The 25,378-nt window shown below is 40.5% G+C and carries 21 protein-coding genes; 19 read left to right on the forward strand and 2 right to left on the reverse strand.

The window, feature by feature from the left end:
* The first annotated feature begins 134 nt into the window (after positions 1-134).
* The 7 genes from ACT3SX_RS04050 to kdsB all read left to right on the forward strand — a co-directional run bounded on the left by ACT3SX_RS04050 (position 135) and on the right by kdsB (position 9,417).
* On the forward strand, positions 135-1,484 hold the full coding sequence (locus ACT3SX_RS04050; RefSeq protein WP_442069551.1) for a Gfo/Idh/MocA family oxidoreductase: 1,350 nt from the start codon (positions 135-137) through the stop codon (positions 1,482-1,484).
* 321 nt (positions 1,485-1,805) lie between these two features.
* Entirely contained in the window at positions 1,806-2,933 is a 1,128-nt protein-coding gene (locus ACT3SX_RS04055) for a CDP-glycerol glycerophosphotransferase family protein (protein ID WP_442069550.1), read from the forward strand.
* The gene (locus ACT3SX_RS04060) at positions 2,923-5,457 is read left to right on the forward strand and encodes a capsular polysaccharide export protein, LipB/KpsS family (RefSeq protein ID WP_442069549.1); all 2,535 of its coding nucleotides are present in this window, start codon (positions 2,923-2,925) and stop codon (positions 5,455-5,457) included. Before ACT3SX_RS04055 ends, ACT3SX_RS04060 begins: the two co-directional genes overlap by 11 nt.
* Positions 5,447-6,262, forward strand: coding sequence for an acyltransferase (locus ACT3SX_RS04065; protein ID WP_442069548.1), 816 nt, complete (start codon positions 5,447-5,449; stop codon positions 6,260-6,262). Before ACT3SX_RS04060 ends, ACT3SX_RS04065 begins: the two co-directional genes overlap by 11 nt.
* Before the next feature lie 10 nt (positions 6,263-6,272).
* Positions 6,273-7,241 carry a KpsF/GutQ family sugar-phosphate isomerase gene (locus ACT3SX_RS04070; protein ID WP_442069547.1) on the forward strand — a complete coding sequence of 323 codons (969 nt, stop codon included), beginning with the start codon at positions 6,273-6,275 and terminating at the stop codon, positions 7,239-7,241.
* Between the two features lie 36 nt (positions 7,242-7,277).
* Positions 7,278-8,117, forward strand: coding sequence for a 3-deoxy-8-phosphooctulonate synthase (kdsA, locus tag ACT3SX_RS04075; RefSeq protein ID WP_442069546.1), 840 nt, complete (start codon positions 7,278-7,280; stop codon positions 8,115-8,117).
* A gap of 22 nt (positions 8,118-8,139) precedes the next feature.
* Positions 8,140-9,417 (forward strand): 3-deoxy-manno-octulosonate cytidylyltransferase, encoded by a 1,278-nt coding sequence (gene kdsB / locus ACT3SX_RS04080; protein ID WP_442069545.1) that lies wholly within the window; start codon positions 8,140-8,142, stop codon positions 9,415-9,417.
* On the opposite strand, the gene ACT3SX_RS04085 is transcribed toward kdsB, so the two are convergent.
* Positions 9,396-10,376, reverse strand: a complete 981-nt coding sequence (locus tag ACT3SX_RS04085; protein WP_442069544.1) for a capsular polysaccharide export protein, LipB/KpsS family — start codon at positions 10,374-10,376, stop codon at positions 9,396-9,398. The two genes, kdsB and ACT3SX_RS04085, sit on opposite strands and share 22 nt — an antisense overlap.
* A gap of 181 nt (positions 10,377-10,557) precedes the next feature.
* Between ACT3SX_RS04085 and galE the strand changes: the two genes are divergently transcribed.
* From galE to ACT3SX_RS04105, 4 genes are all read left to right on the forward strand, one after another.
* Positions 10,558-11,646, forward strand: a complete 1,089-nt coding sequence (gene galE / locus ACT3SX_RS04090; RefSeq protein ID WP_442069543.1) for a UDP-glucose 4-epimerase GalE — start codon at positions 10,558-10,560, stop codon at positions 11,644-11,646.
* An 83-nt stretch (positions 11,647-11,729) separates the two neighbouring features.
* Positions 11,730-12,611 (forward strand): UTP--glucose-1-phosphate uridylyltransferase, encoded by an 882-nt coding sequence (locus ACT3SX_RS04095; protein ID WP_192991740.1) that lies wholly within the window; start codon positions 11,730-11,732, stop codon positions 12,609-12,611.
* A 3-nt stretch (positions 12,612-12,614) separates the two neighbouring features.
* Positions 12,615-14,276: a glucose-6-phosphate isomerase gene (gene pgi, locus ACT3SX_RS04100; protein ID WP_442063216.1), complete on the forward strand. Its 1,662-nt coding sequence runs from the start codon at positions 12,615-12,617 to the stop codon at positions 14,274-14,276.
* An 80-nt stretch (positions 14,277-14,356) separates the two neighbouring features.
* Positions 14,357-15,703 (forward strand): UDP-glucose/GDP-mannose dehydrogenase family protein, encoded by a 1,347-nt coding sequence (locus ACT3SX_RS04105; RefSeq protein ID WP_413038423.1) that lies wholly within the window; start codon positions 14,357-14,359, stop codon positions 15,701-15,703.
* Between the two features lie 294 nt (positions 15,704-15,997).
* Here the strand turns inward: ACT3SX_RS04105 and ACT3SX_RS04110 are convergent, their stop codons facing one another.
* Positions 15,998-17,488: a phosphomannomutase CpsG gene (locus ACT3SX_RS04110; protein ID WP_442062725.1), complete on the reverse strand. Its 1,491-nt coding sequence runs from the start codon at positions 17,486-17,488 to the stop codon at positions 15,998-16,000.
* Positions 17,489-17,627: 139 nt separating this feature from the next.
* On the opposite strand from ACT3SX_RS04110, the gene mazG reads away from it, so the two are divergent.
* From mazG to yjgA, 8 genes are all read left to right on the forward strand, one after another.
* A complete protein-coding gene (gene mazG, locus ACT3SX_RS04115) occupies positions 17,628-18,494 on the forward strand; it encodes a nucleoside triphosphate pyrophosphohydrolase (RefSeq protein WP_192518397.1) in 867 nt (288 codons plus the stop codon).
* A complete protein-coding gene (locus ACT3SX_RS04120; protein WP_192518398.1) occupies positions 18,478-18,867 on the forward strand; it encodes a ComEA family DNA-binding protein in 390 nt (129 codons plus the stop codon). The genes mazG and ACT3SX_RS04120 overlap by 17 nt, the downstream gene beginning before the upstream one ends.
* A gap of 166 nt (positions 18,868-19,033) precedes the next feature.
* Entirely contained in the window at positions 19,034-21,196 is a 2,163-nt protein-coding gene (gene pcnB, locus ACT3SX_RS04125) for a polynucleotide adenylyltransferase PcnB (RefSeq protein WP_192518399.1), read from the forward strand.
* Position 21,197: 1 nt separating this feature from the next.
* Complete coding sequence (gene folK, locus ACT3SX_RS04130) at positions 21,198-21,722, forward strand: 2-amino-4-hydroxy-6-hydroxymethyldihydropteridine diphosphokinase (protein WP_192518400.1); 525 nt, start codon at positions 21,198-21,200, stop codon at positions 21,720-21,722.
* Positions 21,723-21,939: 217 nt separating this feature from the next.
* The gene (gene panB, locus ACT3SX_RS04135; protein ID WP_192518401.1) at positions 21,940-22,740 is read left to right on the forward strand and encodes a 3-methyl-2-oxobutanoate hydroxymethyltransferase; all 801 of its coding nucleotides are present in this window, start codon (positions 21,940-21,942) and stop codon (positions 22,738-22,740) included.
* 36 nt (positions 22,741-22,776) lie between these two features.
* Complete coding sequence (panC, locus tag ACT3SX_RS04140; protein ID WP_192518402.1) at positions 22,777-23,676, forward strand: pantoate--beta-alanine ligase; 900 nt, start codon at positions 22,777-22,779, stop codon at positions 23,674-23,676.
* 54 nt (positions 23,677-23,730) lie between these two features.
* Complete coding sequence (gene rapZ / locus ACT3SX_RS04145) at positions 23,731-24,696, forward strand: RNase adapter RapZ (protein WP_192518403.1); 966 nt, start codon at positions 23,731-23,733, stop codon at positions 24,694-24,696.
* A gap of 59 nt (positions 24,697-24,755) precedes the next feature.
* Positions 24,756-25,268 carry a ribosome biogenesis factor YjgA gene (gene yjgA, locus ACT3SX_RS04150; RefSeq protein ID WP_192518404.1) on the forward strand — a complete coding sequence of 171 codons (513 nt, stop codon included), beginning with the start codon at positions 24,756-24,758 and terminating at the stop codon, positions 25,266-25,268.
* Positions 25,269-25,378 lie beyond the last annotated feature (110 nt).

Here is a 25,378-nt window from a genome sequence, read left to right on the forward strand (position 1 = left end):
AAATTATAATCCCATAAAGGTGTATGTTTTTTAAGAGCACTTAACCTAATTTTTCTAGTATTTATAATTATTTTTCTCGATATCTAAGTTCAATGTTTTCGGGTTTCACACTTTAAATGAAAGGATGTAGTGGTATGAAAAAAGTGATTACATACGGATCCTATGACTTGTTACACGAAGGACATATCCGTCTCTTAAAAAGAGCTAAAGCATTAGGTGACTATTTAATTGTCGGAGTAACCTCGGAAAGCTACGATAGATCAAGAGGTAAATTAGATGTTGTAAACACAACGACTGAACGTGCTGAAGCAGTACAAGCACTAGAATATGTAGATGAAGTCATTATTGAATATGATAAAGAGCAGAAAGCTAAAGATATTCAAGAAATGGATATAGATATATTTGCCATCGGTGATGACTGGGTAGGTTCTTTTGATTATTTATCTGAACATTGTGAAGTAATCTATTTACCTCGTACTCCTGCAATTTCTAGTAGTAAGCTCAGAGAAGATTTAGTAAGTGAGTTTAAGATAGGCGTGATAGGTACAGGTAGAATAGCCAAGCGTTTTTGTAATGAAGCCAAAAATGTACCTCATTTGGTTATTCAAGCTGCTATGTCAAGAGATATCAATAATGTTAGAAATTTCATTGAAGCTACTGGTATTCCTAATGGTCATTTAATTCTAGCCGATCTTTTAAATGATGATATTGATGCAGTGTATATTGCTTCACCTCATGAGTTTCACTACGAACAAGCCAAAGCAGCACTATTAAGTGGAAAGCATGTTTTATGTGAAAAGCCAGTTACCTTAGAGTCAGGTAAACTTGAAGAGCTACTCAATATTGCCAAAGAAAAAGAATTGGTATTTGTTGAAGCTATCAAAACTGCATTTGTGTCTGCATTCCATAAATTATTATTTGAAGTTAAAAATGGTAAAATTGGTGAGGTACGAGAAGTAAGATCTTCTTTTACAAAGTTAGTTGACGACAAATCTAGCAGAGAGTGGCAACAGCCTTATGGCGGGGCCACGAATGAATTAGCCAGCTATCCACTATTATTGGCTCAAAAGATACTCGGAAAACCATCAAAGATCCATTACTTTGATCAAATAGATGAAGAGACAGGTGTTGATTTATCAAACCGTATCATTGGAGAGTATGATTCAGGTGCTATTTCCATTAGTACTGTTGGTATAGGTGCTAAAACTGAAGGTTCAGCGGTCATTTCCGGTTCAAAAGGATATGTGTATATTCCTGCACCTTGGTGGTTAACTAAGAAGTTTTTTGTTAGATATGAAGATCCAAACCATATCGAAGAGTTTGAGTATTTGTTCGAAGGAGATGGATTAAGATATGAGATTTCAGAGTTTGTTACTTTAGTAACTCGCAATATGAAAGCTTCTGAGCAATTAACCCATGAAGATATGCTGAGTATTAATTTTATAATTGATGACTATAATGAACAGCGTAAAAAATTGGGGTAGTATTGATGGTAGATGGCTGGTCATATAATCGCTGGACAAAGTGTCCATATGGAAATATGTTGCAAAGTTGCAAGTCTATTTTTTTATAGAAACCAGTTGTTAGGGTAAGTGCGATAAGTCTTGATGTTTATATCGGTTTGATAGCCGATATTTTATTGAGTTAGGTAGTACGCTAATACTGAAATAGATATGACTTTGTGTTCTTGATAAAGCTCAAGACTTAGCTAAGCGGTTACACGTGCAAATAGAGTCACAGCAAATTATCTGTTTCAGAGTTTAATTTTTTTGGAAAAGTAAAAGACTTTTTGGAGTTTTATCAAAATGAATAATTACAAAATAGCATTTATAGGATGGAACCCTTTTCAGTTTATACATATTAAATCGTTAGCCAGTAAAATTCCAGGAAGCGTCTTTATATTAGAAAAGAGAAGAGATCACCTCAATGATTTTACAAAAGAAATTCTAACCAATCAAGAAGTTCCCGTTGTAGTTTGGGAAACTGGAAAGGTCAAAGAATTAGATGGTGTGTTTGACATTATTGTATGTCAAACAATGTTTCTTCATTTACCGCTATTTGAGAAAACAAAAATCGTAATGCTTCAATATGGTTATGCTAAAGAACCTCATAATTATGGAACATGGAGGGCATTGGCAGACCTATGCCTTGTGTATGGCTCTTATCCAGAAAAGAAATTATCTGCGTACTCTCCGTCTAAAGCTGTCGGAAACCCAAGGTTACAGTTATGGCATGATGAAAAATTTCATTTAGATGCGAAGAGTAAATATAACCAGAGCATAGAAGATGGTTTGTTAACCGTATTATATATGCCGACTTGGGGAGAGCTATCGAGTATAGATGACTATATTAATTCAGTTCTTGCTTTGTCTCAGAATTATAATGTACTTATCAAATTACATCATAATACGGATCTTTTAGAAGGAGGTAGACTAGAAAAAATAGAAACAAATAGGATACATTTTTTTGGTGCTAATGACGATGCTTTAGAGCTTCTTAGTATATCTGATATTGTAATTTCTGATTATAGCGGTGCAATTTTTGATGCCATTTACTGTAGCAAGCCAGTTGTTCTCTTAGATAAAGATGAAAATGAAATTTTAGAAGAAGCTAAAATTGACACTCATAGTTTAGAGTTTAATAGAAGAGATGAGCTTGGTTATAGAGTAGACAATCCTTCTAGTTTGATCGATGGTATCAAATACATAGAAGAAAATTATAATAGTATAGTCAGGGATAAAGAAGTCATAAAATCTGAGTTATACGAATATAGTGAAGATTCCATAGAAAAATGTATTGAAGCGATAGATGGTCTGATGTCTGGGGATATAGTTCGAACTCAAATGCAATCTTATGTGCATGATTCGATCAAAGAGCTATATCAGTTAAAACGACAATACAACATTTTAAAGAAGAGTCAAAATGGCAGATAAATCATTGTTTAGTATGTTCTCCTTACGTAATCTCAAACCAACCAATTTGGCTTTTATTAGCGATAAAATGCTAGAAAATTTATCGTTAGATAAAATAAAGAAAATTTATAAGGTAGCTGTTAAGACAAATAATATAGAGCTGCAACAAATATGTGTAGCAAAAGCAAAAGCAAGATTCCCTGAAAACACTTTTGCCTATATTGAAGAAGCAAAAATTAAAATACAGCTTAAACAGTTTAATGATGCATGGAGAGTGCTAAATGAAGCACCTCACAGTAAAGAAATTGCAGCGTTAAAGAAAATCGTGGCATCAAAGAGGACGGCAGCATCAAAGAAAACCGTGGTACCGAAGAAAACTGTGGTACCGAAGAAAAAGGTAATAACACCGAAAAAAGCCGTTAAAGTACCTGCACCTCCGCCTAAGGTTGTTGGGATAGATGAGTTAGAAAAACCCACGTTGACTGCGATAAAGAAAATCCATAGCTTAGCCGTTGAAAAAGATGATATAGAGTTGCAAGAAAAGTGCATAGCAAAGGCAAGGCTTGGGTTTCCTCAACATACTTTTAGCTATATCGAAGATGCAAAAATTAAGATACAGCGTAAACAGTTCAATGCTGCGTGGAGGGTGTTACTCCAATCACCTAAGAGTAAAATAACTGAGTCATTAAAAGAGCAAATCCTTTCTTATGATAACACTCATATAACTACTGTACTAGAAGACGAAATTATGAGAATAAGAAACTTAATTAAACTCAACCCTTTGAATTTTAAATACCATGATGACTATATACTTTTCTTAAGCAGACTAAGTAGAAGTAAAGAGGTTGCAAAGTTAGTCAAGTGGCTTCCAATTAATATTGATTCTTTCACTATGAAAACGAGGTTTGCTATTATTGCAAGCTATCTGGATATGGGAGATCAACAAAGCGCCCTAGATCACCTGTTTTTAATGCAAAAAAAATATGGTATGGACAGAAGGGTTTTACACAGAATATCCGATATATATAAATTTGATAAACAAATTGACAGAGCTTATGCATTTTTGCTTCTTAGTGAGCAAACCTACCCAATTTATGGTGCGATAAGACGATTAACTTTTGAGTCTGATCATCAGATGATTGATCAAGGAATAGAGACTTTGGATAGAGTACTCAATTTCAAAGATGCCGAGTTGGCAAGGTTTCTGAGTATGATTAATAGGGTGTCTTGTTTTTACCCTGATAGAAAAGATGAACTTGTTGCATCTAGAGTGAAAGTTAAAAAAATTATTAGACAAAATATACTTAAAAATAATAATGAGTTTAATAAAAATCTTAAATTCTTGCTCTCTAATAGATGGTTTGTCGATGCAATGGAGTTTACGGATAAAGGTCTGGATCGTGGGTTTAAGCTTGATGAAAATGTATTGTCACTGTACGAAAAAATAGAAAAAAACCTTGTTTATAGTGATTCAAAGAATATCATTGCGTGGTTGGACTTAGCAGATGAAAATGAAAAGTCTGATGTTTTGTTGGGAATAATGAATGGCTTTCCTGTCGACGTTAATAAAGTAGAAAAAGAAACTATAAAAGTTGAGTTTTTTATACCTAGTGCTTTTTTTACTCCGCCAGAAAAAGAAAAGCCGTCATTTAAGACAGCGCAGGAATATTTTAGAGAAATATGCGAAATAGTATCATCATATGAAGATATAGTAATTATTCCAAGGCATCAGTATCACTGGAAAAACGTATCTAGAAGAACAGAGTTTAAGGCGATTAGCTATCATACTTTTAGCAAAGCAGATAACCCTAATTGGCTACATGTGCAAGAGTCTACCTTAGCAAACCGTTGCTCTGTCGATACAAAGGGGTTTGCAGGCTATTCTAAAATGGCCAATGATTTTTCAAAAATAGAAGAGAGTACAAGTAGTATTAGCCAATTGGTTTTAGATGAGAATTTTAATTATTTATACCAAGAGTATGTCGTTAATAATGTGTCTAAATATCACCAAAATGAAAAAGCTTTTTCATCCAATGGTGAATATGTATTTGTAGCACTTCAAGTTTTAACGGATATAGTAGCTGATATTGCATTTTTTGATGGTATACAGATGCTCAAAACCATCGCTCAATACTACAAAAACACAGCAACGAAAGTAGTGATAAAGCGCCACCCTTACTGTAATTCACTCAGTATGCAATTATTAATTGAAGCACTTGTAAATGAAGGTAGTATTATCGTTTCAGATGCATCCATTCATAACATTATAGAGAATGCTAAAGCTGTATTTGTAGTAAACTCAGGTGTTGGCTTTGAGGCTCTTATGCATTTAAAGCCAGTAGTAGTCTGTGGACAATGTGATTATGCGTATGCTGTATCTAGCCAAGTAAAAACCCCACTGGAGCTATTACAGTGTTTAGAAGCAAACCAGTTTGCAGTTGATGAGCGAAAAGTCAAAAACTTCCTTTACTATTATGCAAATATACATAACCCAAAATTAGAGAAATTGCCTGCTCTCTTAAAAGAATGGATTTATGATGAGTAATTTAGATATTTCAAAGAAGATCATAGAAGATTTTTGTACGGATACGTCAGCCTTCATTCTTGTCGAAAGCCAAAAAAAATTGCTTATCAAAGGTAGCGCTACCAATAAAGTTTTTTTGAAAAAAGAATCCTTGAATATTGATTTAAAAATCAACTTTATAGACAGTGAAAACTCAGTTGTGTTTTTGGGTGCAAACTTGAAAGGTAATGCGACCATCACGATCAAAGGTTCGGACTCTTTCATATATATAGGTAATGACTGTACATTTAAAAAACTAATAATAGACAGTAACCAAAAAAGTGATTTTATTGCTATTGGTAATCATGTAACTACTAACTTTGATTGTGCATTCAGAAGCGGTTTAAGAGCAACGAAACATGAAATCGATAGCTATGCAGATTCACCTGGCATCATCATTGGCGATGATTGTATGTTTGCTGCAGACTGTCTAGTACGTTCCTCTGATGCTCATCCTATTCTTGAGTATCCGTCTCTAAAACATTTAAATGAGTCTATCAGCTCAGTTGTCATTGAAGAGCATGTATGGATAGCTAGAAACGCAAGTATTTTGAAAAACACAACTATCGGAGCAAATAGTATAATTGCATTAGATACAGTCGTAACTAAGGATATACCAAAGTATAGTGTTGCAAAGGGAACCCCAATGCGCATTTCAAGTTTTAAAGGAAGAATATGGCAGCGGGCTTTCACTAAAAAAAGTGAAAATCTAGCACTGAAATATTATAAGAAGTATGAGCATACAGCAGAAAGCTCAGGATTAAATCAATCCAACGAAACGAAATGAGGAGCGTATAGTGCACACACAAAATAATAATTATTTAATATCGGCTCAACGAACTTTTGATATTGAGCTTAAAGCATTGGCGCTGTTAAAAATTGATCTAGATCAAAGATTTATATCTGCCTGTCAAACTATTTTGAGTTGCCAAGGCCGCTTAATTATAACTGGTATGGGAAAGTCGGGTTTGGTAGGTCGCAAGATAGCGGCGACAATGGCATCTACTGGTACGCCTGCATTTTTTGTGCATCCTGGTGAAGCAGGCCATGGTGACCTTGGAATGATTGTAAAAGGTGACGTTGTCTTAGCCATCTCTAACTCAGGCAATAGTGATGAAATCAATGTTTTATTACCTGTAATCAAAAGACTAAACTTACCTTTGATTAGCATTAGTAAAAACCTAACAGGTGAGTTACCGCAAGAAGCGGATGTCGCATTAACTCTAGGGGATCTTGAGGAAGCTTGTCCAATGGGGTTGGCGCCTACCTCTAGCACCACAGCAACTATGGTGTTAGGTGATGCTCTAGCTATTGCTCTGCTAGAGGCACGTGGCTTTAAGTCTGAAGACTTTGCTTTGTCTCATCCTGCTGGTTCGCTTGGTAAAAACCTATTAACGGATGTTTCTGATATCATGAAGTCTGGTGATGAGATTCCTGTCGTTACAGGTAATACTAGTATCATAGATGCTTTGTTTGAAATCACAGAAAAAAGACTGGGCATGACAGTCGTAGTAGATGATGAGAAACGTTACGGAGTATTGACCGATGGTGATATACGTCGATTATTAACGATAAACCAAGATATGAGTCAACCTATTGCTAGTGTCATGAAGACCACACCTATTACTACAACGACTAATACTAAAGCATCAGAAGCGCTGAATATTATGAGGCAAAGAAAGGTCAATCAACTTATCGTTTTGGATGGTGATACCTTAATAGGTGTGCTTGCTTTGCGTGACTTGGTACAAGCTGGTATCAGCTAAATAAACATTAATATCTATAATATTTGAGAGTCTATAATGAAAATAACAGAAAATATAACGGTTGGTAACGATCAGCCTTTCGTACTATTCGGTGGTATCAATGTCATCGAATCAAGAGATCTTGCTTTAAAGACATGCGAAGCATATGTGGAGATTACGCAAAAACTTGGCATACCCTATGTATTTAAAGCCAGTTTCGATAAAGCCAATAGGTCTTCAATCCATTCTTTCCGGGGGCCAGGATTAGATGAAGGTTTGAAGATTTTACAAGAAGTAAAAGAAACTTTTGGTGTGCCCATCATCTCAGACGTACATGAAATAGTTCAGTGTCAGCCAGCTGCTGAAGTTATTGATATTTTACAACTGCCTGCTTTTCTAGCGCGTCAAACTGATTTGGTTAAAGCATTAGCAGAGACTGGTCGTCCAATTAATATTAAGAAACCACAGTTTCTTAGTCCAGAGCAGATGAAGAATATTATTAATAAATTTCATGAAATGGGCAGTGATAAACTCATGCTTTGTGAACGTGGTAGCTGTTTTGGTTACGATAACCTAGTCGTTGATATGCTGGGGTTAGGCGTAATGAAGCGCATTAGTAATAATGCCCCTATTATCTTTGATGTGACCCACGCACTACAAACTAGAAGTTCAGGCAGTGATGCATCAGGAGGCCGTAGAGACCAAATTATAGAACTGGCTCGCTCAGGTATGGCTGCTGGACTTGCAGGGCTGTTCTTAGAGGCGCATCCAAATCCTAGTGAAGCTAAATGTGACGGACCAAGTGCATTGCCACTAGACAAGCTGGAACCGTTCTTACAACAGATGAAGCAGGTTGATGATTTAATCAAGTCATTACCAAGCATTGATATTCAGTAAAACATATTTAAAGGTGTATTAGATGGACTCTGTTGCAATTATTATCCCTGCACGCTATGCGTCTTCAAGGTTTCCTGGTAAGCCACTTGCTGATATTTTGGGTAAACCGATGGTTCAGCACGTATACGAAAAAGCTAAATTAGTCAAAAATGTTGACGTAATAGTAGCAACAGATGACGAGAGAGTGCTTGAAGCAGTCGTAAGTTTTGGTGGCAAAGGCGTAATGACAAGCTCAACTCATATTTCAGGCACTGACAGACTAGTAGAAGTGATGAGTAAGGTAGATGCCGATTTATATGTCAACTTACAAGGTGACGAACCTTTGGTTCGTTCTGATGACATTGAGATGCTGATTAACGCCATGCGTAGTGACGAGTCAATTGAAGTCGGAACCATCTATCACTCTATCAGCGCACATCAGGCTCAAGATCCCAATACCGTTAAAGTGGTCACATCACACAGCGGCCGTGCGTGTTATTTCAGTCGCTCTCCAATACCTTTTATTCGAAACAACGATGTACAAATTAATTATAAGCAGCACGTTGGTGTATATGCTTATCGAAAGTCTGTTCTAGAACGATATGCGCAATTGCCTGAATCTAATATCGAATCAGCAGAGCAATTAGAACAGTTAAGATTATTAGACAGTGACATAGATATTTTTGCCTTTGAGGTGATGAAGACAGGGCCTGGCGTAGATACTCCTGAAGACCTTCAAAAAGTAATCGCTATCCTTCAAGGTAAGCAACCAGAGAGTGAAAAGTCTTTACTCTCTAGTATAGAACTTGTTATTACCGATATTGATGGTGTATTAACAGATGGTGGTATTTACTATGATGAACATGGTGAATGCATGAAGCGCTTTCATGTACGTGATGGTTTGGGTATCAAGTTGTTGCAACAGGCAGGGATTCAAGTAGCTGTACTATCAGGTAAAGACTCTAAACCTTTGAGGAAGAGAATTTCTGATTTGGGTATTGATATTTTTATGCTAGGTATCAAAAATAAAGAAGTGGCTTGTCAAGAGATTATCCAGCGTGCGAATACTATCAAAGCCAATACGGTATATATCGGGGATGACACCATTGATTTGCCAGCTTTCATCAGTTGTGGCGTTTCCGTGGCTGTTGCTGATGCACCAGATTATGTCAAGGTTAAGTGTGATTTAGTAACAGATACCAAGGGCGGTTTTGGCGCTTTCCGTGAGTTGGCTGATAAGATTTTGATTGAGCAAGGTCAGTCTAAATTGATAGAAGATCCTGCTACATTTCTAAAAATTCATGCCAATGTGACGCAGTGATTTTTTTGACTATATAAGTAGCATAATAAAAAGTATTTATGTTTAGTATTTTTTATTTGACAGATATCTTGATAAAAAGGTCGCCCTAATACGGTGACCTTTTTTCCTCTTAATAATGCTTCAAACCCACCTAATGAGGTAATCGTATAGACATGATCTATCGTCTCTAAAGCATCAACCAAATGAATAGACTGGGTCAATATAAGGCAGTCTAGCTCAGTGAGTGTGCTGATGATGGAGGAATCATCGAGTGTCATTGGATGCGGTTTGACAATGATTTGTGCATCAGGATTTTCTTCGATTGCCTGATTAACCACATCGAGTAAGGTGATACCCTCACCGCCACCGTATTTTAATGAGTCATCATGTGGCACTTGCCCAAGTACTAATACACGTTTTTTATTTTTCACACCATAGATAGGTGCGACATCGACATATGGCTGATGATTGTATTTGCTCACTCTATGCGCGACATAGTAATCGAGCATTTCTTGGGCTAGTACGTCATCATAATCGTCTTGCTCAGCATCAAAATTGGCAATCAAGTCGGTCAAATCGTTTGGGCGAGTGGTATCAAAATACGGTGCTTGGCTATCCATGACGATAGATAATGGCGGCACGCTACTATCCTCATTAGGGCCTGAGCGGATAAAACCATCTTCTAAAAAGAAAACATCTAGGCTTTGCTCGCGGATGTATTCGATAAAGTAATCAGGCGCTTTATAGCCCCAAATATAGATAACAGGGTTGACCAGCTTGATAAAAGGTTTGAGCCATAGATTAAAATAAATCTTATCAAAATGCCTTTGTATTTGGATATGTGCTGACTCTAACACCCATTCACCAACCATATCTCGCCATGGCTGCATACCAACGACTAACGCCAAACGCTGGCTTGGCTGGCGGTAATGTTTATAGTAGCCCGATAGAAGAGGTCGAATGTAAGCGTTGAGTTTCATAGTAGAGTTGTTGGCTTAGGTTGATTGTTTAAGTTATAGGCTTAGATTGATAGAGAGCAGATATGTATTATTGGGATATTCATGTTGGCAATAGTTTATCGTTCCCAGTATAGTTGCATGTGCGAGTCAAAATGAATACCTACTTTGAGAAAAGAAATTCGAAAAATGATTGGGTGAATTCATGAATAAAAAAATATTAGTCACTGGTGGTGCAGGGTACATAGGCTCTCATACTTGTGTCGCCTTGTATGAAGCAGGTTATGATATCGTTGTGTATGATAACTTATCCAATAGTAGCGATGAAGCGATCAATCGTGTTTCTAGGCTCATAGGTCAACCAGTTGAGTTTATCAAAGGTGATATTCGAGATGTTGACTCACTCAAACAAGTATTTGCTGCGCATCAGTTTTTTGGTGTGATTCATTTCGCAGGCTTAAAAGCCGTTGGTGAATCCGTCACAAAGCCATTACTGTATTATAACAATAATGTCAGTGGTACCATTGCCTTATTAGAAGTCATGGCAGAGTATGGTATCAAAAACTTTGTTTTTTCGTCTTCTGCAACGGTTTATGGTGACCCTGAAACGTTACCCATCCATGAGCTGTCAAAGCGCTCTTGTACCAACCCGTATGGACAAAGTAAACTGGCAGTTGAGTACATATTAGAGGACTTGGCCATATCGGATAAAAGTTGGAATCTGATTGCTTTGAGGTACTTTAATCCTGTAGGGGCGCATCCATCAGGGCAGATAGGCGAAGACCCAAACGACATTCCGAATAACCTGATGCCTTATATTTCTCAAGTGGCCGTCGGCAAACTTGATAAGCTCAGTATCTTTGGTAATGATTACCCTACCGTAGATGGAACAGGTGTCCGTGACTTTATTCATGTCACTGATTTGGCGCAAGGTCATGTGGCGGCATTGAGTTATTTAGAGCAGCAAATATCTCCAGAAGAGAATTGTTTGAATACAGCTATTGCAAAGCAAACCAGTGCAAAATCTGGTTCAGTTGGTTTTTTACCGATTAACTTAGGCACTGGTAAAGGTACTTCTGTTTTAGAATTGGTTACCGCATTTGCTGAAGTTTCTAAACAGCCGATTGCTTATCAATTCGTTGAACGTCGGGCAGGTGATATTGCTAGTTGTTATGCCAGTGCTGATAAAGCGCAAGCATTATTGGGGTGGCAAGCTAAGCTATCTATCACCGACATGTGTCAAGATACTTGGCGATGGCAAAGTATGAACCCAAATGGTTATCAGGCCTCTTGATTTTTATCGAGTCATGGTTGTCTCGCTATGTTTAATTATGGTCATCTTTATACTACCTTTACTTTTAATACAGTTTGAATATTATGAAAAAAATCACTCACGCCGTTATCCCTGTCGCAGGCTTTGGTACACGTATGCTGCCATTGTCAAAATCTGTGCCAAAAGAGCTATTACCACTTGGCAATCGTCCTGCCATTCACTACGTAGTCGAAGAGGCCATTGCTGCAGGTATTAAGCATATTGTCTTGGTCGGTCATGCGCAAAAAAGCGCGATAGAAAACTACTTTGATACCAATGCTGAGCTAGACAGTCAACTACGTGCTAAAGGCAAAGATACGCTGGCTGACAGCCTAAACTGGCTACCCGAAGGTGTGACGGTATCGATGATACGTCAGGGTAAACCATTGGGGTTGGGTCATGCAGTATTGGCAGCGCGTCCTGTCATTGGTGATAATGATTTTGCCGTATTACTACCAGATGTGGTGTTAGATCCCTTTACCGGTGATATGACTACTGATAACTTAGCGTTTATGATTGACGCTTTTAACCAAGACAAGCATTCACAGATATTGGTTGATAAGGTCGCAGACGAAGATGTTCATAAGTACGGCATTGCTAAGTTGAGTGACTCGAGTGAAATAAATAATGAGGCAGGTGGTAACGATGGTAATGCCAGCTTTAAAGTGGCTGGATTTGTAGAAAAGCCCAATTTAGCCGATGCGCCATCGCGATTGGCCGTCGTTGGTCGTTATGTCTTTAGTAATCAAATCTTTGATTACTTGAGCAAGACCAAAGCTTCAGTTGGTGGTGAGATTCAGCTGACCGATGCCATTGATGCCTTGATTAGTGAGTATGGAGTCAATGTCACAACCATGCGTGGTAAGAGCTATGATGCCGGTGATATGCGCTCTTATATGCAGGCGTTTATCTATTTTGCGCAGCAGCAATTAGTAGATGATGAGTAGCTGATGGATGAGATAAAGAACAAAACCGCCTACAACAATGCTCGTAGCTCTCACTATTGGCAGCAATTGCAATCGCTTGCCAAACAGCCTTGGTCACTTGCACAGCTATTTGCGCAAGATGATACCCGTGCTAAGCGCTTTAGTACACAAGCTGGTGCATTGTATATGGACTACAGTAAGCAATGTATTGATGAGACAGTCTTGGCCAGTTTATTAGATTTGGCGGGTAGCTGTGAATTATCGACACGTATTGATGCATTGATGCAAGGCGCGATGGTCAATACTAGTGAAGCACGGGCTGCGCTACATACAGCGTTACGTCTACCAGAAACGGCGACGTTACAAGTTGCTGGGCAAGATATTGTTGCTGATGTACATCGTAGTTTGACTCAAGTGGCAAAGCTGTCCGAGCGCATACGTAGTGGTATATGGCGTGGTTTTTCTGGTCAAGCCATTACTGATGTGGTGAATATCGGTGTTGGTGGCTCTGATCTTGGGCCGCTGATGGCGACAACGGCACTTGACGAGTGGGCGGATACGAGTATTGCCGTGCATTTTGTTTCTAATATGGATGGTACTCAGCTAGATAATCTGCTGAAACATCTCAACCCGGAAACAACTTTATTTATTATCTCATCCAAGTCCTTTGGTACCGTTGACACCTTATCCAATGCAAAGACAGCGTTGTCATGGTTATTGGCGACGGCAAAGCTGCGGGCAGGTACAGAAGACAGCGTGCTACGTCGCCACTTTATTGGTATTTCGACCAATAGTGAGAAAATGGGTGCGTGGGGTATTCATCCTGAAAACCAGTTACAGTTTTGGGAATGGGTCGGCGGTCGTTTTTCCTTATGGTCGGCGATTGGGCTAGCGATTGCTATACGTATAGGTATGTCTGGGTTTAAAGCGCTATTGGCTGGCGCTCATAGTATGGATGAGCATTTTTCTCAAGCTGACTTTTCAGAGAACTTACCAGTGTTATTAGGGCTGCTGGCAGTATGGAACAGTACGTTTTTACAAGTAAATGCGCATACGGTACTGCCTTATGATGGTCGTCTCAGCTATTTGCCAAGTTACTTAACTCAGCTAGAAATGGAAAGTAACGGTAAGTCCGTCACTCAACATGGCGAGCGTATTGATTACGATACTTGCCCGATTTTGTGGGGTGAAATTGGCTCAAATGCGCAGCATGCATTTTATCAATTATTGCATCAAGGTACGCAGCAGGTCTCTTGTGATTTCATTGCTTGTGTACGCCGTTATAGTGACGAAACAAAAAAATCATCGTTACAACAGCAGCATGAGCTGTCTTTAGCCAATTGTTTGGCACAAAGTCGGGTATTGGCGTTTGGTAATGCCGCTGTTGCGGATACCAACACGGTCTCTGATGCAGACAAATACAAATACTACCGTGGTAACCAACCGTCAACCACTTTGCTGATGGATGAACTCACACCGCATAGTTTGGGCGCACTGATCGCTCTCTATGAGCATAAAGTCTATGTCATGGCCAGTATCTGGGATATCAACCCTTTTGATCAATGGGGTGTTGAGATGGGTAAGCAAATGGCAGAGTCGGTGCATCACGCTATGCAACAAGAGATTACTGGTCAGTTTGATACTTCTACTGACCAGTTACTGCATCATATCAAACAGATGTCTTGATGGTTCTGAGGATACGACAATGAAGCTAAAAAGGTAAGCTTATGAGCGCTGATTCTATAAATGACAATACACCTAAATATATGCACGCGGATAAGCTACAAGGCGCTAATAATAGTGACGTTTGTGTGCTGATTGGTCACAGCATTGAAGCCATTGCCAGTGCCGTGGTGCTAGCAAGCTTAGGTCAGCGCATTCATCTATATGCGGATATGGGTTTATTGACGCAGCAGCTACAGCAATATGGTTTTGAGCATCATTTGCAAGCGCTTTGGCAAATGTATGAGCAGCAGCAGGTTATTGTTTGTGAAGGTTTGCCAGATAGTGCTGATACCTTAATAAAATACTATGAATCGGCTAGTTATCATGCTGCTGAGGAACAAAGCGCTGTGGCGCTGTACTGGTTGTTTTTAGACAGTATTAAGTCAATATGGACAGAAGACAGTTGGGTTACGGCTTTTAACCATAGTCATCAGCAGTCTTTGCCCGTTATTATGAGCGGTATTGAACCGCTAGGAAAAGTATCAGCATTGGCTCAACGTTTGCAGCGTGCCTGGGTATACTATGTGCCGTTTGTATTTTTAAAAGATGGTGATGCATATAGCTCGATGTTAAGTCCCTCATTGTGGTTACTGGGTGAAAAAACAGCAGATAGTAGCCAACATTTAGAGATACTAAAATCTATCATGCAGCATGCAAGCGCGTCTCATCATGCTGATATCGCAACGATAGAGTTTGCACGTAGTAGTATCATGGCGATGCTCGCGACTAGAGTGAGCTTTATGAATGAGATGTCACGCTTGGCTGACAGTCAGCAGGTTGATATCAAACAAGTCAGTCGTATCATGGGCTTGGACGAGCGTGTCGGTAGCAGTTATTTGCAAGCAGGTTGGGGGTTTGGTGGTAATACGTTACCGACTGAATTGGCTAAGTTGCAGCAATCAAGCCAAACGCACAGCTTAGATATGCCACTGTTACAGTCTATAATGCATATTAATGAAGACCAAAAAGAGCTAGTTTTCCGTAAATTTTGGCAGTATTTTGATGGTTTTATTGATAATAAAACCGTGATGATATGGGGTGGTAGTTATAAGGCAGGATCTGGGCGTACGGCCGGTTCAGCCATCCATCCCTTGTTAGCGCTATTGTGGTCTTATAATATTCGTACATTGGTTTATAGTGACAATGCACAGGCTGAACTGGCGGCGCTTTATAAACAGCAGCCGTTGTTAGAGTTGATCAACAGTCCATATCAGCAGTTAGATCAGGCTCAAGCAATCTTTATCATTAGTTGGTCGCCGCGAGACCAGTTAGATGTTGCCAAAATCAATCAGCAAGCCATGCCAGTATTTGATGCGCAAAACGCACTGACAAGGATACAAATTAACGGTTTAGTCGGTGACTATATGGGGATTGGGCGTACTAAGTAAACTTGCTAAAAGTTCTTTTCAAAACAAGATTCTTAAAAGTGCTTTTAAAAAAAGCTCGTTAGGGCGTGTCCTCATTTAAAAAATGGTGATAAAAATGAGATAAATTGTCGTCAAACAAGGAAAATAGCGCAGATAATATCGAGATATTAGTCAGTTATTTGACGCTGTTTGGCAAGATTTAGCCATTTAGATGTCTATCGATTGAATTGAGGACATGCCCTAATATCATTAGCGAGCTCTTTTTGGTTTTTGACTACAAGTATCACTACTTAATACTGGTGTAATAGACACTTTTCAGGCTAGCACAGCACCTTGCTCACTTAGCCATGTTTTTATTTCTTGTATTTTTTTATTTAATAAAGGCTTATCACCACGAGTTTCAATATTTAATCTGATCAGTGGTTCGGTATTTGATGCACGTATATTAAAGCGCCAATCACCAAAATTCAGACTGAGACCGTCAAGCATCGATTTAGTTGGATTGTCGGTACTAAATTTATTTTCAATCGCGCTAATAATCGTCGGCGCATCATGGGTGGTGAGACGGAAGTTTAGCTCACCTGAGCTTGGATAGGCTGCAATATAGCCTGTGACCAATTCTGACAAAGTTTTACCCGTAATAGATAATAGCTCAATAGTGAGCAGCCAAGGAATCATGCCGCTATCACAGTAGCAAAAATCGCGAAAATAATGATGGGCAGACATCTCACCACCATAAACTGCGCCTGAGTCGCGCATTACTTGCTTGATAAAAGAGTGTCCAGATTTACTAATGACTGCTTTACCATTATGTTCTTTGATAACCGCTTCAGTGTTGTATAGTACTCGTGGATCGTAGACGATAGATTCGTTGGGATATTTATTCAAAAATGCTTGAGCGAGCATGCCAACCACATAGCTGCCATCAATAAACTCACCGTTTTCATCAAACAAAAAGCAGCGATCGAAATCACCATCAAAGGCAATACCAAGGTCGGCTTTATTTTCTAACACCGCTTGCTGGGTAGCCACTCTATTGGCTTCAATCATGGGGTTGGGGATGCCATTGGGAAAGCTGCCATCAGGAGTGTGATGCAATTTAATGACTTCAATCGGTGTAGCTGCTTGTTTCAGCTTATCAATTAATAGGTCAACCACAGGTCCTGCGCTACCATTGCCTGAGTTAATGACTAGCTTGAGCGGCTTTAACTTATCAGTATCGATAAAGGTCATGACATGGTCGATATACGCGCCTTTATCTGTCAATAATTGTAAGTTTCCTGATTGACTGTCAGTGGTGAATTGCCCTGATTCTGCGAGTGCTTGAATTTCTGCCAGACCATCATCAGCACTGATAGGTTTTGAGTATTCTTTGACCAGTTTTAAGCCATTATAATTGATGGGGTTGTGACTGGCAGTGACTTCGATACCGCCCAGTGCTTGATAGTGACTGGTGGCAAAGTAAACCTCTTCAGTGCCTGTCATGCCCAAATCAATCACATCGACACCTGCGTCTATCATGCCTTTGATAGCAGCCTGTTTTAACTGCTCGCTTGAATGACGAATATCGCTACCAATGACAATCTTAGGTTTTAGTGCTGCCAGTTCATGCGCTTGATTGCTCGCAAGGACAGCATTATAACGCTGGAACAAAATTTGCGCAAAGGCACGGCCGATACGATAAGCGATGGTTTCATCTAGGTTTACGCCAAGCTCACCGCGAATATCATAAGCTTTGAATGAGCTAATCGTAATAGGATTGAATTCAGTTTTTGGCTGATAGCTAATGGTCGCAGAAGTAGACATAATGGTAAAAATTCCTTGCGCGTGAGCGGTGGCAACATAATAAAATAGATAGCACAATTATAGGCCAATTAGCTTTCAATGATACACTGACTATGAGGTGAATCGGTAAACATCACATAAAATGATAAGAGCAGCCCTTATGAGTATTTCAAATAACACCACCACCATGCCTACACCTGTACAAGGAACACCAGAAGCCACAGGCCAGCTTCATGATTTGTTGGCATTGATGGCACGGTTACGCATCGACTGCCCGTGGGATAAAAAACAAAGCAATCATAGCCTCATTCCGTATGCTATTGAAGAAGCGTATGAGCTGGGTGAGGCGGTACAAAGTGATGATGATGAAGACATCAAAGGTGAGCTTGGTGATGTACTGCTGCAAGTTGTCTTTCATTGCCAAATGTATGCCGAACAAGGTCGCTTTGATATGAGTGATGTGATCACCACTTTGCAAGAGAAGTTGATTCGCCGTCACCCACATGTGTTTGAGGCCGAAACGCTTACAGATGATGCAGCGGTAAAAACACGCTGGGATGAAATCAAGGCAGAAGAAAAGCAAGCACGAGAGGCACGCGGCAAACCTAAGCATCGGTTGGATAATATCAAGGCGGGCAGTGCGTTAATGCAGGCACAAGATGTACAGAAACAGGCGTCAAAACTGGGATTTGATTGGGAAGGCATAGCAGGGGCATTTGAAAAACTGGATGAAGAAGTTGCTGAGTTAAAGGCTGAGACTGTTGCTAAGTCCAAAGAACAAATGAAAAACAATATTAAAGATATTGAAAAAGAAATGGGGGATTGTATGTTTGCCCTAGTCAATGTCGCACGAAAATTGAACCTTGATGCAGAAACAGCAGCTTTGACGTGTGTGCATAAATTTAAGTCACGGTTTGGCTATATTGAGGATCAGTTAGCTATCGCTGGTAAACGTCTAGAAGACAGTGACATAACCGAAATGGACGCATTATGGGAAGCGGCGAAACAACATGAACGCTCATCATAACGCTGCTTTTATGCATTTAGATTTTGTTGGCTTATTCAAGGCTGCTGTTTTAGGCTGCGCTTTGGCTATTGTAATGCCCAATAGTGTGCATGCAGCGCCCTGTTTTGATGACCCTCAACGTGCCTATGAATATCTATTGGCACAAGAGGATGCCAAAATGCAGTCCCGTGAGCAAGCTATCGTCAATATCAATCGTGCTAGCGAAGGCGAGTTGGTGTCGCTAGATGGTATCGGTAGTAGTAAAGCGCAGGCGATAATTTTATATCGTGAGATGTTTGGTGGTTTTATCACTATCGATGAATTATCGAAAGTTAAAGGCATCGGTGAAAAAACAGTTGAAAAGAATAGAGAGCGTTTAAGTGTACAGGATTAATGACCCTATTCTGTATTAATTAACCCCGATATTGACAAAATAGCACGTAAGTAACTGTCATAACACACCTACCACGTGCAAAATTTGTTAAACTAGTGAGTACATCCGCCTGATAAACGCTGTGTTCATCAGGGGTGGTCAAAGAATACCGGCGAGGAGTAGATGCATGGCCGAGCGTGCCGCCAAGCAGTTAGAACTGAATAAATCTGAATTACCCAATTCCATTACTGAAGTAATTGCCACTTTAACCCGAGCTGGGTTTGACGCTTATATCGTCGGTGGTGGTGTGCGCGATACCTTATTGGGTCTGCGTCCAAAAGACTTTGACGCTGTCACCGATGCCAAGCCGCATGAAATAAAAGACGTTTTTGGTAAGCGCTGCCGCATTATCGGCCGTCGCTTTCAGTTGGCACATGTGTATTCAGGTCGTGAGTTAATAGAGGTTGCAACCTTTCGTGGCCCACCAACCAATGATGCCAATACCAACCAAGATGGTATGATTTTACGCGACAATGTTTGGGGTGACATCAAACAAGATTTCTCTCGTCGTGATTTTTCTATCAACGCGCTCTATTATCAACCACTTAAAGGTGTGGTTCATGATTTTTGTGGTGCGCTTGATGATATTGATAACAAAATCATTCGTCTATTGGGTAATGCGCCCGTGCGTATTGAAGAAGATCCAGTACGTTTGTTACGTGCGTTGCGTTTTAAGGCCAAACTTGGTTTTGAGTTTGATGATGCATTGGCTGACCAGTTTCATGATGGTAATTGGGCATTACTTGAGCAAATATCTCCGCATCGTCTTTATGATGAAACACAGAAGATGTTTACGGGTGGCTATTTAGTACCATTGTTACCGTTATTATTTGAGTCAGGTGCGATAGATAGCTTAATCGTCTATCCGCCAGCTGAGCCAAGTGCGCTCGTCAAGCAAGTGGCGATCAATACGGATAAACGTATTGCGGCGGGTAAAAGTATTAACCCTGCATTCTTTTATGCGGCGCTATTATGGGAAAATTACCTGCATCAGTTGGCAAAAGCCAAAAAGCGCAATATGCCATTTGCTGAAGCGCAGATGAATGCTGCTGTTAAAGTCATTGATCGTCAACGTATTAAGACGGCGATTCCTAAGTTTGCTGAGCAGTTTATCCGAGATATTTGGATATTGCAGCCGAAACTTGCAGCCCCGCGTAGCAAGCAAATCGCGCAGTTATCTGAACATCCACGTTTCCGCGCAGGTTTTGATTTCTTGCTATTGCGTGAACAGTGCGGTGATGCTGAACATCCATTATCAGAGTCAACCAATGGTATGGGTGAGTGGTGGCAGACGTATCAGGCATTGTCTGTACAAGAACAGCAGCAAGCGGTTGATGAGTTTGATGAAAATATTCGCCGCGGTGCTTACAAACAACCACAGCGTGGTCGCGGGCGAAATCGCCAAAAGTCAGAGTCAAATATGACTGACAACGCAGCATCTCAGCAAAGTAAAGCACAGACAAATAAAGCCAATGACAGTACTAAGCAAGGTGGCAATGATCAATTGGTGGTAAATGATCCGTCTAATATCCCATCGCGTCGCCGCCGTGCGGCCAGTCAATCTACGGTGACTAAACAGGCTGTTGGCAATCAAGACTACAACAAACAGCAAGTAAAACAAGACAGCAATGAGCTTGCCCAGCTACAGCAGTTATCTCTTGCCAATAGTAATCAAGGTTCTAGTAAAAAGCATCACTCTAAACCTGCACCATTATTTGTCATCGAACACGAAAGTGTGGTGCCACCATTACAAAAGCAGCTATCAGTTGATGATAAGCCTAAGCGTACTAAGCGCGCGGCTGAAAAAACTGTACAGAAGCAAGAGGTGACGCTGGATACTGAACACTCAAGTCGTGTTCGTTCAAATAGTAAACAGCAGAATAAGACTGCGCCATCAGAGGAGAATTCATCACCTACCAAAGCAAATATAACTCGTTCGATAGCCAGATCGCCTGCGCTAGTCAGTATGAACAACGAGCCAATTCCGTATAAGCGTCGCCGTCGTGAGCCTACTGTAGAGCTGGCAAGCAATGATGAAAGCGTAGAAATACCGACTGTAGAAAAAGCGCCAAAAGTCGCTAAGACGTACGCGAAAAAAGTGCCGAAATCTACCGATTCGTCTACTGATACAGCAGTTTCTGACGCTAAAAAACCTACTCAAGCAGTGAAAAGAAAATCAGCGAGTAGTAAAGCTGGTAGTAGCCAAGCGATCTCTGGTGTATTGAGCAATGATAAAGGCCCTGTACCATCGAAGCGTCGTCGTCGTCAGCCCAGTACGGAAAATGTGTAATATGAATCACAGTGCTGATAATACTCATTGGATAACCTGCTACGTCGGTTTGGGTAGTAATTTGACCAATGAGTTAGGCTCACCTATAGAGCATTTGCAGCAAGCGATTACAAGTATGCAGATGCATCAGGACATACGGAATGTGCGTGTTTCGTCATATTATGCATCCGCTCCTATGGGGCCACAAGATCAGCCTGATTTTGTCAATGCGGTTGCTGGTTTTGAGACGAGGTTACCCGCGTTTGAGTTACTCGCATTTTGCCAACAGCTAGAAGCAGAGGCCAAGCGGACCCGCCTACGACATTGGGGCGAGCGTAGTCTTGATGTCGATATTTTGTTATATGGCGACGCCAAAATTGTAGAGCCACAGCTAACCATACCGCATGTTGGATTGACTGAGCGTAATTTTGTACTGATACCGCTACAAGAGTTGGATCCAAACTTGGTTATTACAGGTACGTCGATCGGCGATTATCCGCAGAGTTCCGATTGGACAGGCTTAAAATCATTATCAAGCGGTAGCTGATTTTTCTAACTCTATATAGGCGATCCACTATAAAAAAACAGCGATACGGGTTACATTTTGCGCGGCATCTGTCTGCGTAGGCACAGCAAGCAAGAAAAATGTATCTCTGTATCGCGTGGCCGTATTTGTATCTCTTTTATTTAGGACTGACTATACAGCTGTTAGAGCTATTGATCGGTAAAAGCCTTAATCATTAAAAGTATTAATTGAGGGTCATATGACGACGTTATCTACGTTAAACAAATTCAAAAAAGACGGTACCAAGTTTACTTGTTTAACCTGCTATGACTCTATGTTTGCGCGGATGATGAATAAGGCAGAAATTGATACTATCTTAGTTGGTGATAGTTTGGGTATGGTCGTGCAAGGGCATGACTCAACACTACCTGTGACAGTTGACGATATGGCTTATCATACGGCCAATATTGCTCGCAGCAATAACCATGCACTCATCTTATCTGATCTACCATTTATGAGTTATGTGACGTTATCAGAAGCGGTTTCTAATAGTCGAAAGCTGATGCAAGCAGGTGCGCATGTGATCAAAATTGAAGGTGGTAGCGAGCTTTGTGAGTTGGTTACGACTTTAGCGCAAGCGGGTACGCCAACTTGTGTACATCTTGGCTTAACACCGCAGTCGGTCAACGTGTTTGGTGGTTACAAAATCCAAGGCCGTGGTGACGAAGCAGCGGACAAACTGCTTGCTGATGCCGAAGCAGTGGTGGCTGCAGGTGCTGCATTGTTAGTGTTGGAATGTGTGCCTGCTGAGCTTGCTAAAGCAGTAACGCAAGCCGTTGCCGTGCCCGTTATAGGTATTGGCGCAGGTGCAGATACTGACGGTCAAGTGTTGGTCATGCATGACATGCTCGGTATGGTTCACGGGCGTGTGCCGCGCTTTGTCCATGACTTCCTAACCGATGAGCGCAATAGTGCGCACAGTATCGAGGGTGCTTTTGCGCTTTACCAGCAGTCAGTACGTGATGGCAGTTTCCCACAGGAGCAGCATCAGTTTAGCTAACTTTATTTAAGATTATAGATAAAAGAATACTTCATCATGCCAATTATTTATCACCAAATCTCAGAACTGCGTGCCGCTTTACGGCCTTATCGTGGTCAAAAACACGACAACCAAAATAGCCAACAACGTATTGCTTTAGTACCTACGATGGGCAATCTGCATGATGGTCATCTTGAGCTGGTAAAAATTGCCAAACAGCATGCTGATATCGTAGTGGTGAGTGTTTTTGTCAATCCGACTCAGTTTGGAGAAGGAGAGGACTTTGACAGCTACCCTCGTACGCTAGATAAAGATGTTGCAAAACTATCAACGGTGGGAGCCGACTATGTTTTTGCTCCTAGTGTCGAAGAGATGTATCCAGTCATGCCACCACCAACTTCTGTGCTCGCTGGCGCTATTACCACTCAGTTATGCGGTCAGTCACGTCCGGGGCATTTTGACGGTGTCGGTATTGTCGTTTCTAAATTGTTTAATATCGTACAACCTGACACTGCTGTTTTTGGACAAAAAGACTATCAACAGTTAGCAATTATTAAGCAATTGGTACGTGACTTAAGTTATCCGATTGAAATCATTGGTGCGCCCATTGTTCGTGCTGTTGACGGCTTGGCACTATCGTCGCGTAATCAATACTTAAGCGTGACTGAGCGTCAAGTAGCACCAGTATTACACCAAGCATTGCAAGCGTTAGCAAAGCAGCTACAGCAGGGCAAACATAGCCAACAAGCTGTTCAGACATTGTTAGCAGAAACTCAGCAAGATATCACTGATGCTGGTTTTACGATTGATTATTTAGAAATAAAAACGGATACGTTAGAGCCAGTTGTGAGTGAGTCTGCTATTTTTAATGTAGAAAACAAGAATTTGATTATCTTGGTGGCAGCTTGGCTAGGGCGTGCTCGTTTGTTAGACAATCAATTGGTAACGTTGGGTTAGCTGTTGTGACATAGTAGTTTACTAAATGCGATGAACTAATGGGGTGGGTGGAGCATGGATGTCAATCAAAGTGATAGTACAGCTCAGCCTGAGCAGGCGGCACATAAAGTAGCGACCGAGAAGCTCAGTATTTTAGTCGTATCAGGTCGTTCAGGATCGGGTAAGACCTCCGTCTTAAATATTTTGGAAGATCTGGGATATTACTCTATTGATAATTTACCGTTATCGCTACTGCCAGTAACTGCGCATAAGCTAGTGAACGAAAGTGATATTCGCCGTATTGCGCTCGGTGTTGATATCCGAACGCCGCGTGCCGATCTCTCTAATTTTGCAGAGACGTATGCGTCGTTGAAGGCAATTTATGGAGCAAGCGTAGTAAAAGTTGTTTATGTGACTGCGCAAGAAAATACCTTGATAGCACGTTTTAATGCGACTCGCCGTGTACATCCTTTGATGTCACAGGATGTTGACAGTGATAATGCTAGGCACATTGCTTTTAATCTGCCTGCCGCGATCAAAAAAGAGATTGAACTATTAGAGCCAATTGCGAGCCATGCTGATATCAGAATTGACACAAGCACGCTAAATATTCATCAATTAAAAGATCGCTTGCGTGAACATATTGGTGTGGATAATCAGATTGTCATTAATTTGCTGTCCTTTGGTTTTAAATATGGCAGTCCTATTGATGCCGATTTTATCTTTGATGTGAGGATTTTGCCCAATCCGCATTGGAACCCTGAGCTACGTGGTTCGACAGGTTTAGATGCAGAGGTTGCAGCATTTTTTGCGGATTATCCAGAAGTAGCTGAAATGACGGATGATCTTGAGAAATTCTTAACACGTTGGCTGCCAGATTTTTTACACAATAATAGGCATACGGTGACAGTGGCGATTGGTTGCACAGGTGGTAAGCATCGCTCTGTATTTATCACTAATACATTACAGCGTCGTCTGACAGATACGATGCCGAAAGGCGTAAAAATACTGGCGAAGCATCGCGAAAAAAACCGTTGGTAGTCATTGGTTGTTATTACTATGATTATTGATTTTATTACTCATTATTTTGGAAAGCTTTTATGATTGACTGGAAAGAACAGGACATGCGTGTTTCGCGCACAGAGCTCAAAAAAGCCCATGAGCGCTTGCAACAGTTATCGATACCACTTGCTAGCTTATCAAAAAAACAGCTAAAAACCCTGCCTGCCAGTGATTATTTTATGGCAGAGTTGATGGCACTAGCGGATATTACCAGTGCCAATGCACGCAATCGCCAAACCAAACGAGTTGGTAAGCTGATTAGCGAAGAAAATCGCCATGAGTTGGTCAAAGCATTGTTTGATGCATTTTTTCCGAAAGAACAAATCTCTAAGATAGAAAGTTGGTATGAACGTTTGAATATCAATGACGAAGGGACGCTCAAGCAGTTCGTCAAGCAATACAAAGCTTCTGAACATAATAGTATGTATCAGCTGCTATTATGGATTGAATACGCCAAGCATATACAAGATGATGAGCTGATGGCAGAGTCGGAAGAAGATTTGGCCAGTTATATTCGTGAAGTCGCTATTTTATCGCAATTAAAAAAATAATAAGCACACAAGCTTGATGAGTTAGGTGTGTAGTTGGGTCAAATGTGTAACTGATTCACATATCGATTAAAAGAGTTAGTCAGTGTAACCGACATAAAAAAAGCCAATCA

Origin of the sequence: Psychrobacter sp. AOP31-B2-9, from assembly GCF_052378005.1 — a bacterium.
In the GTDB taxonomy this organism is placed as follows: domain Bacteria; phylum Pseudomonadota; class Gammaproteobacteria; order Pseudomonadales; family Moraxellaceae; genus Psychrobacter.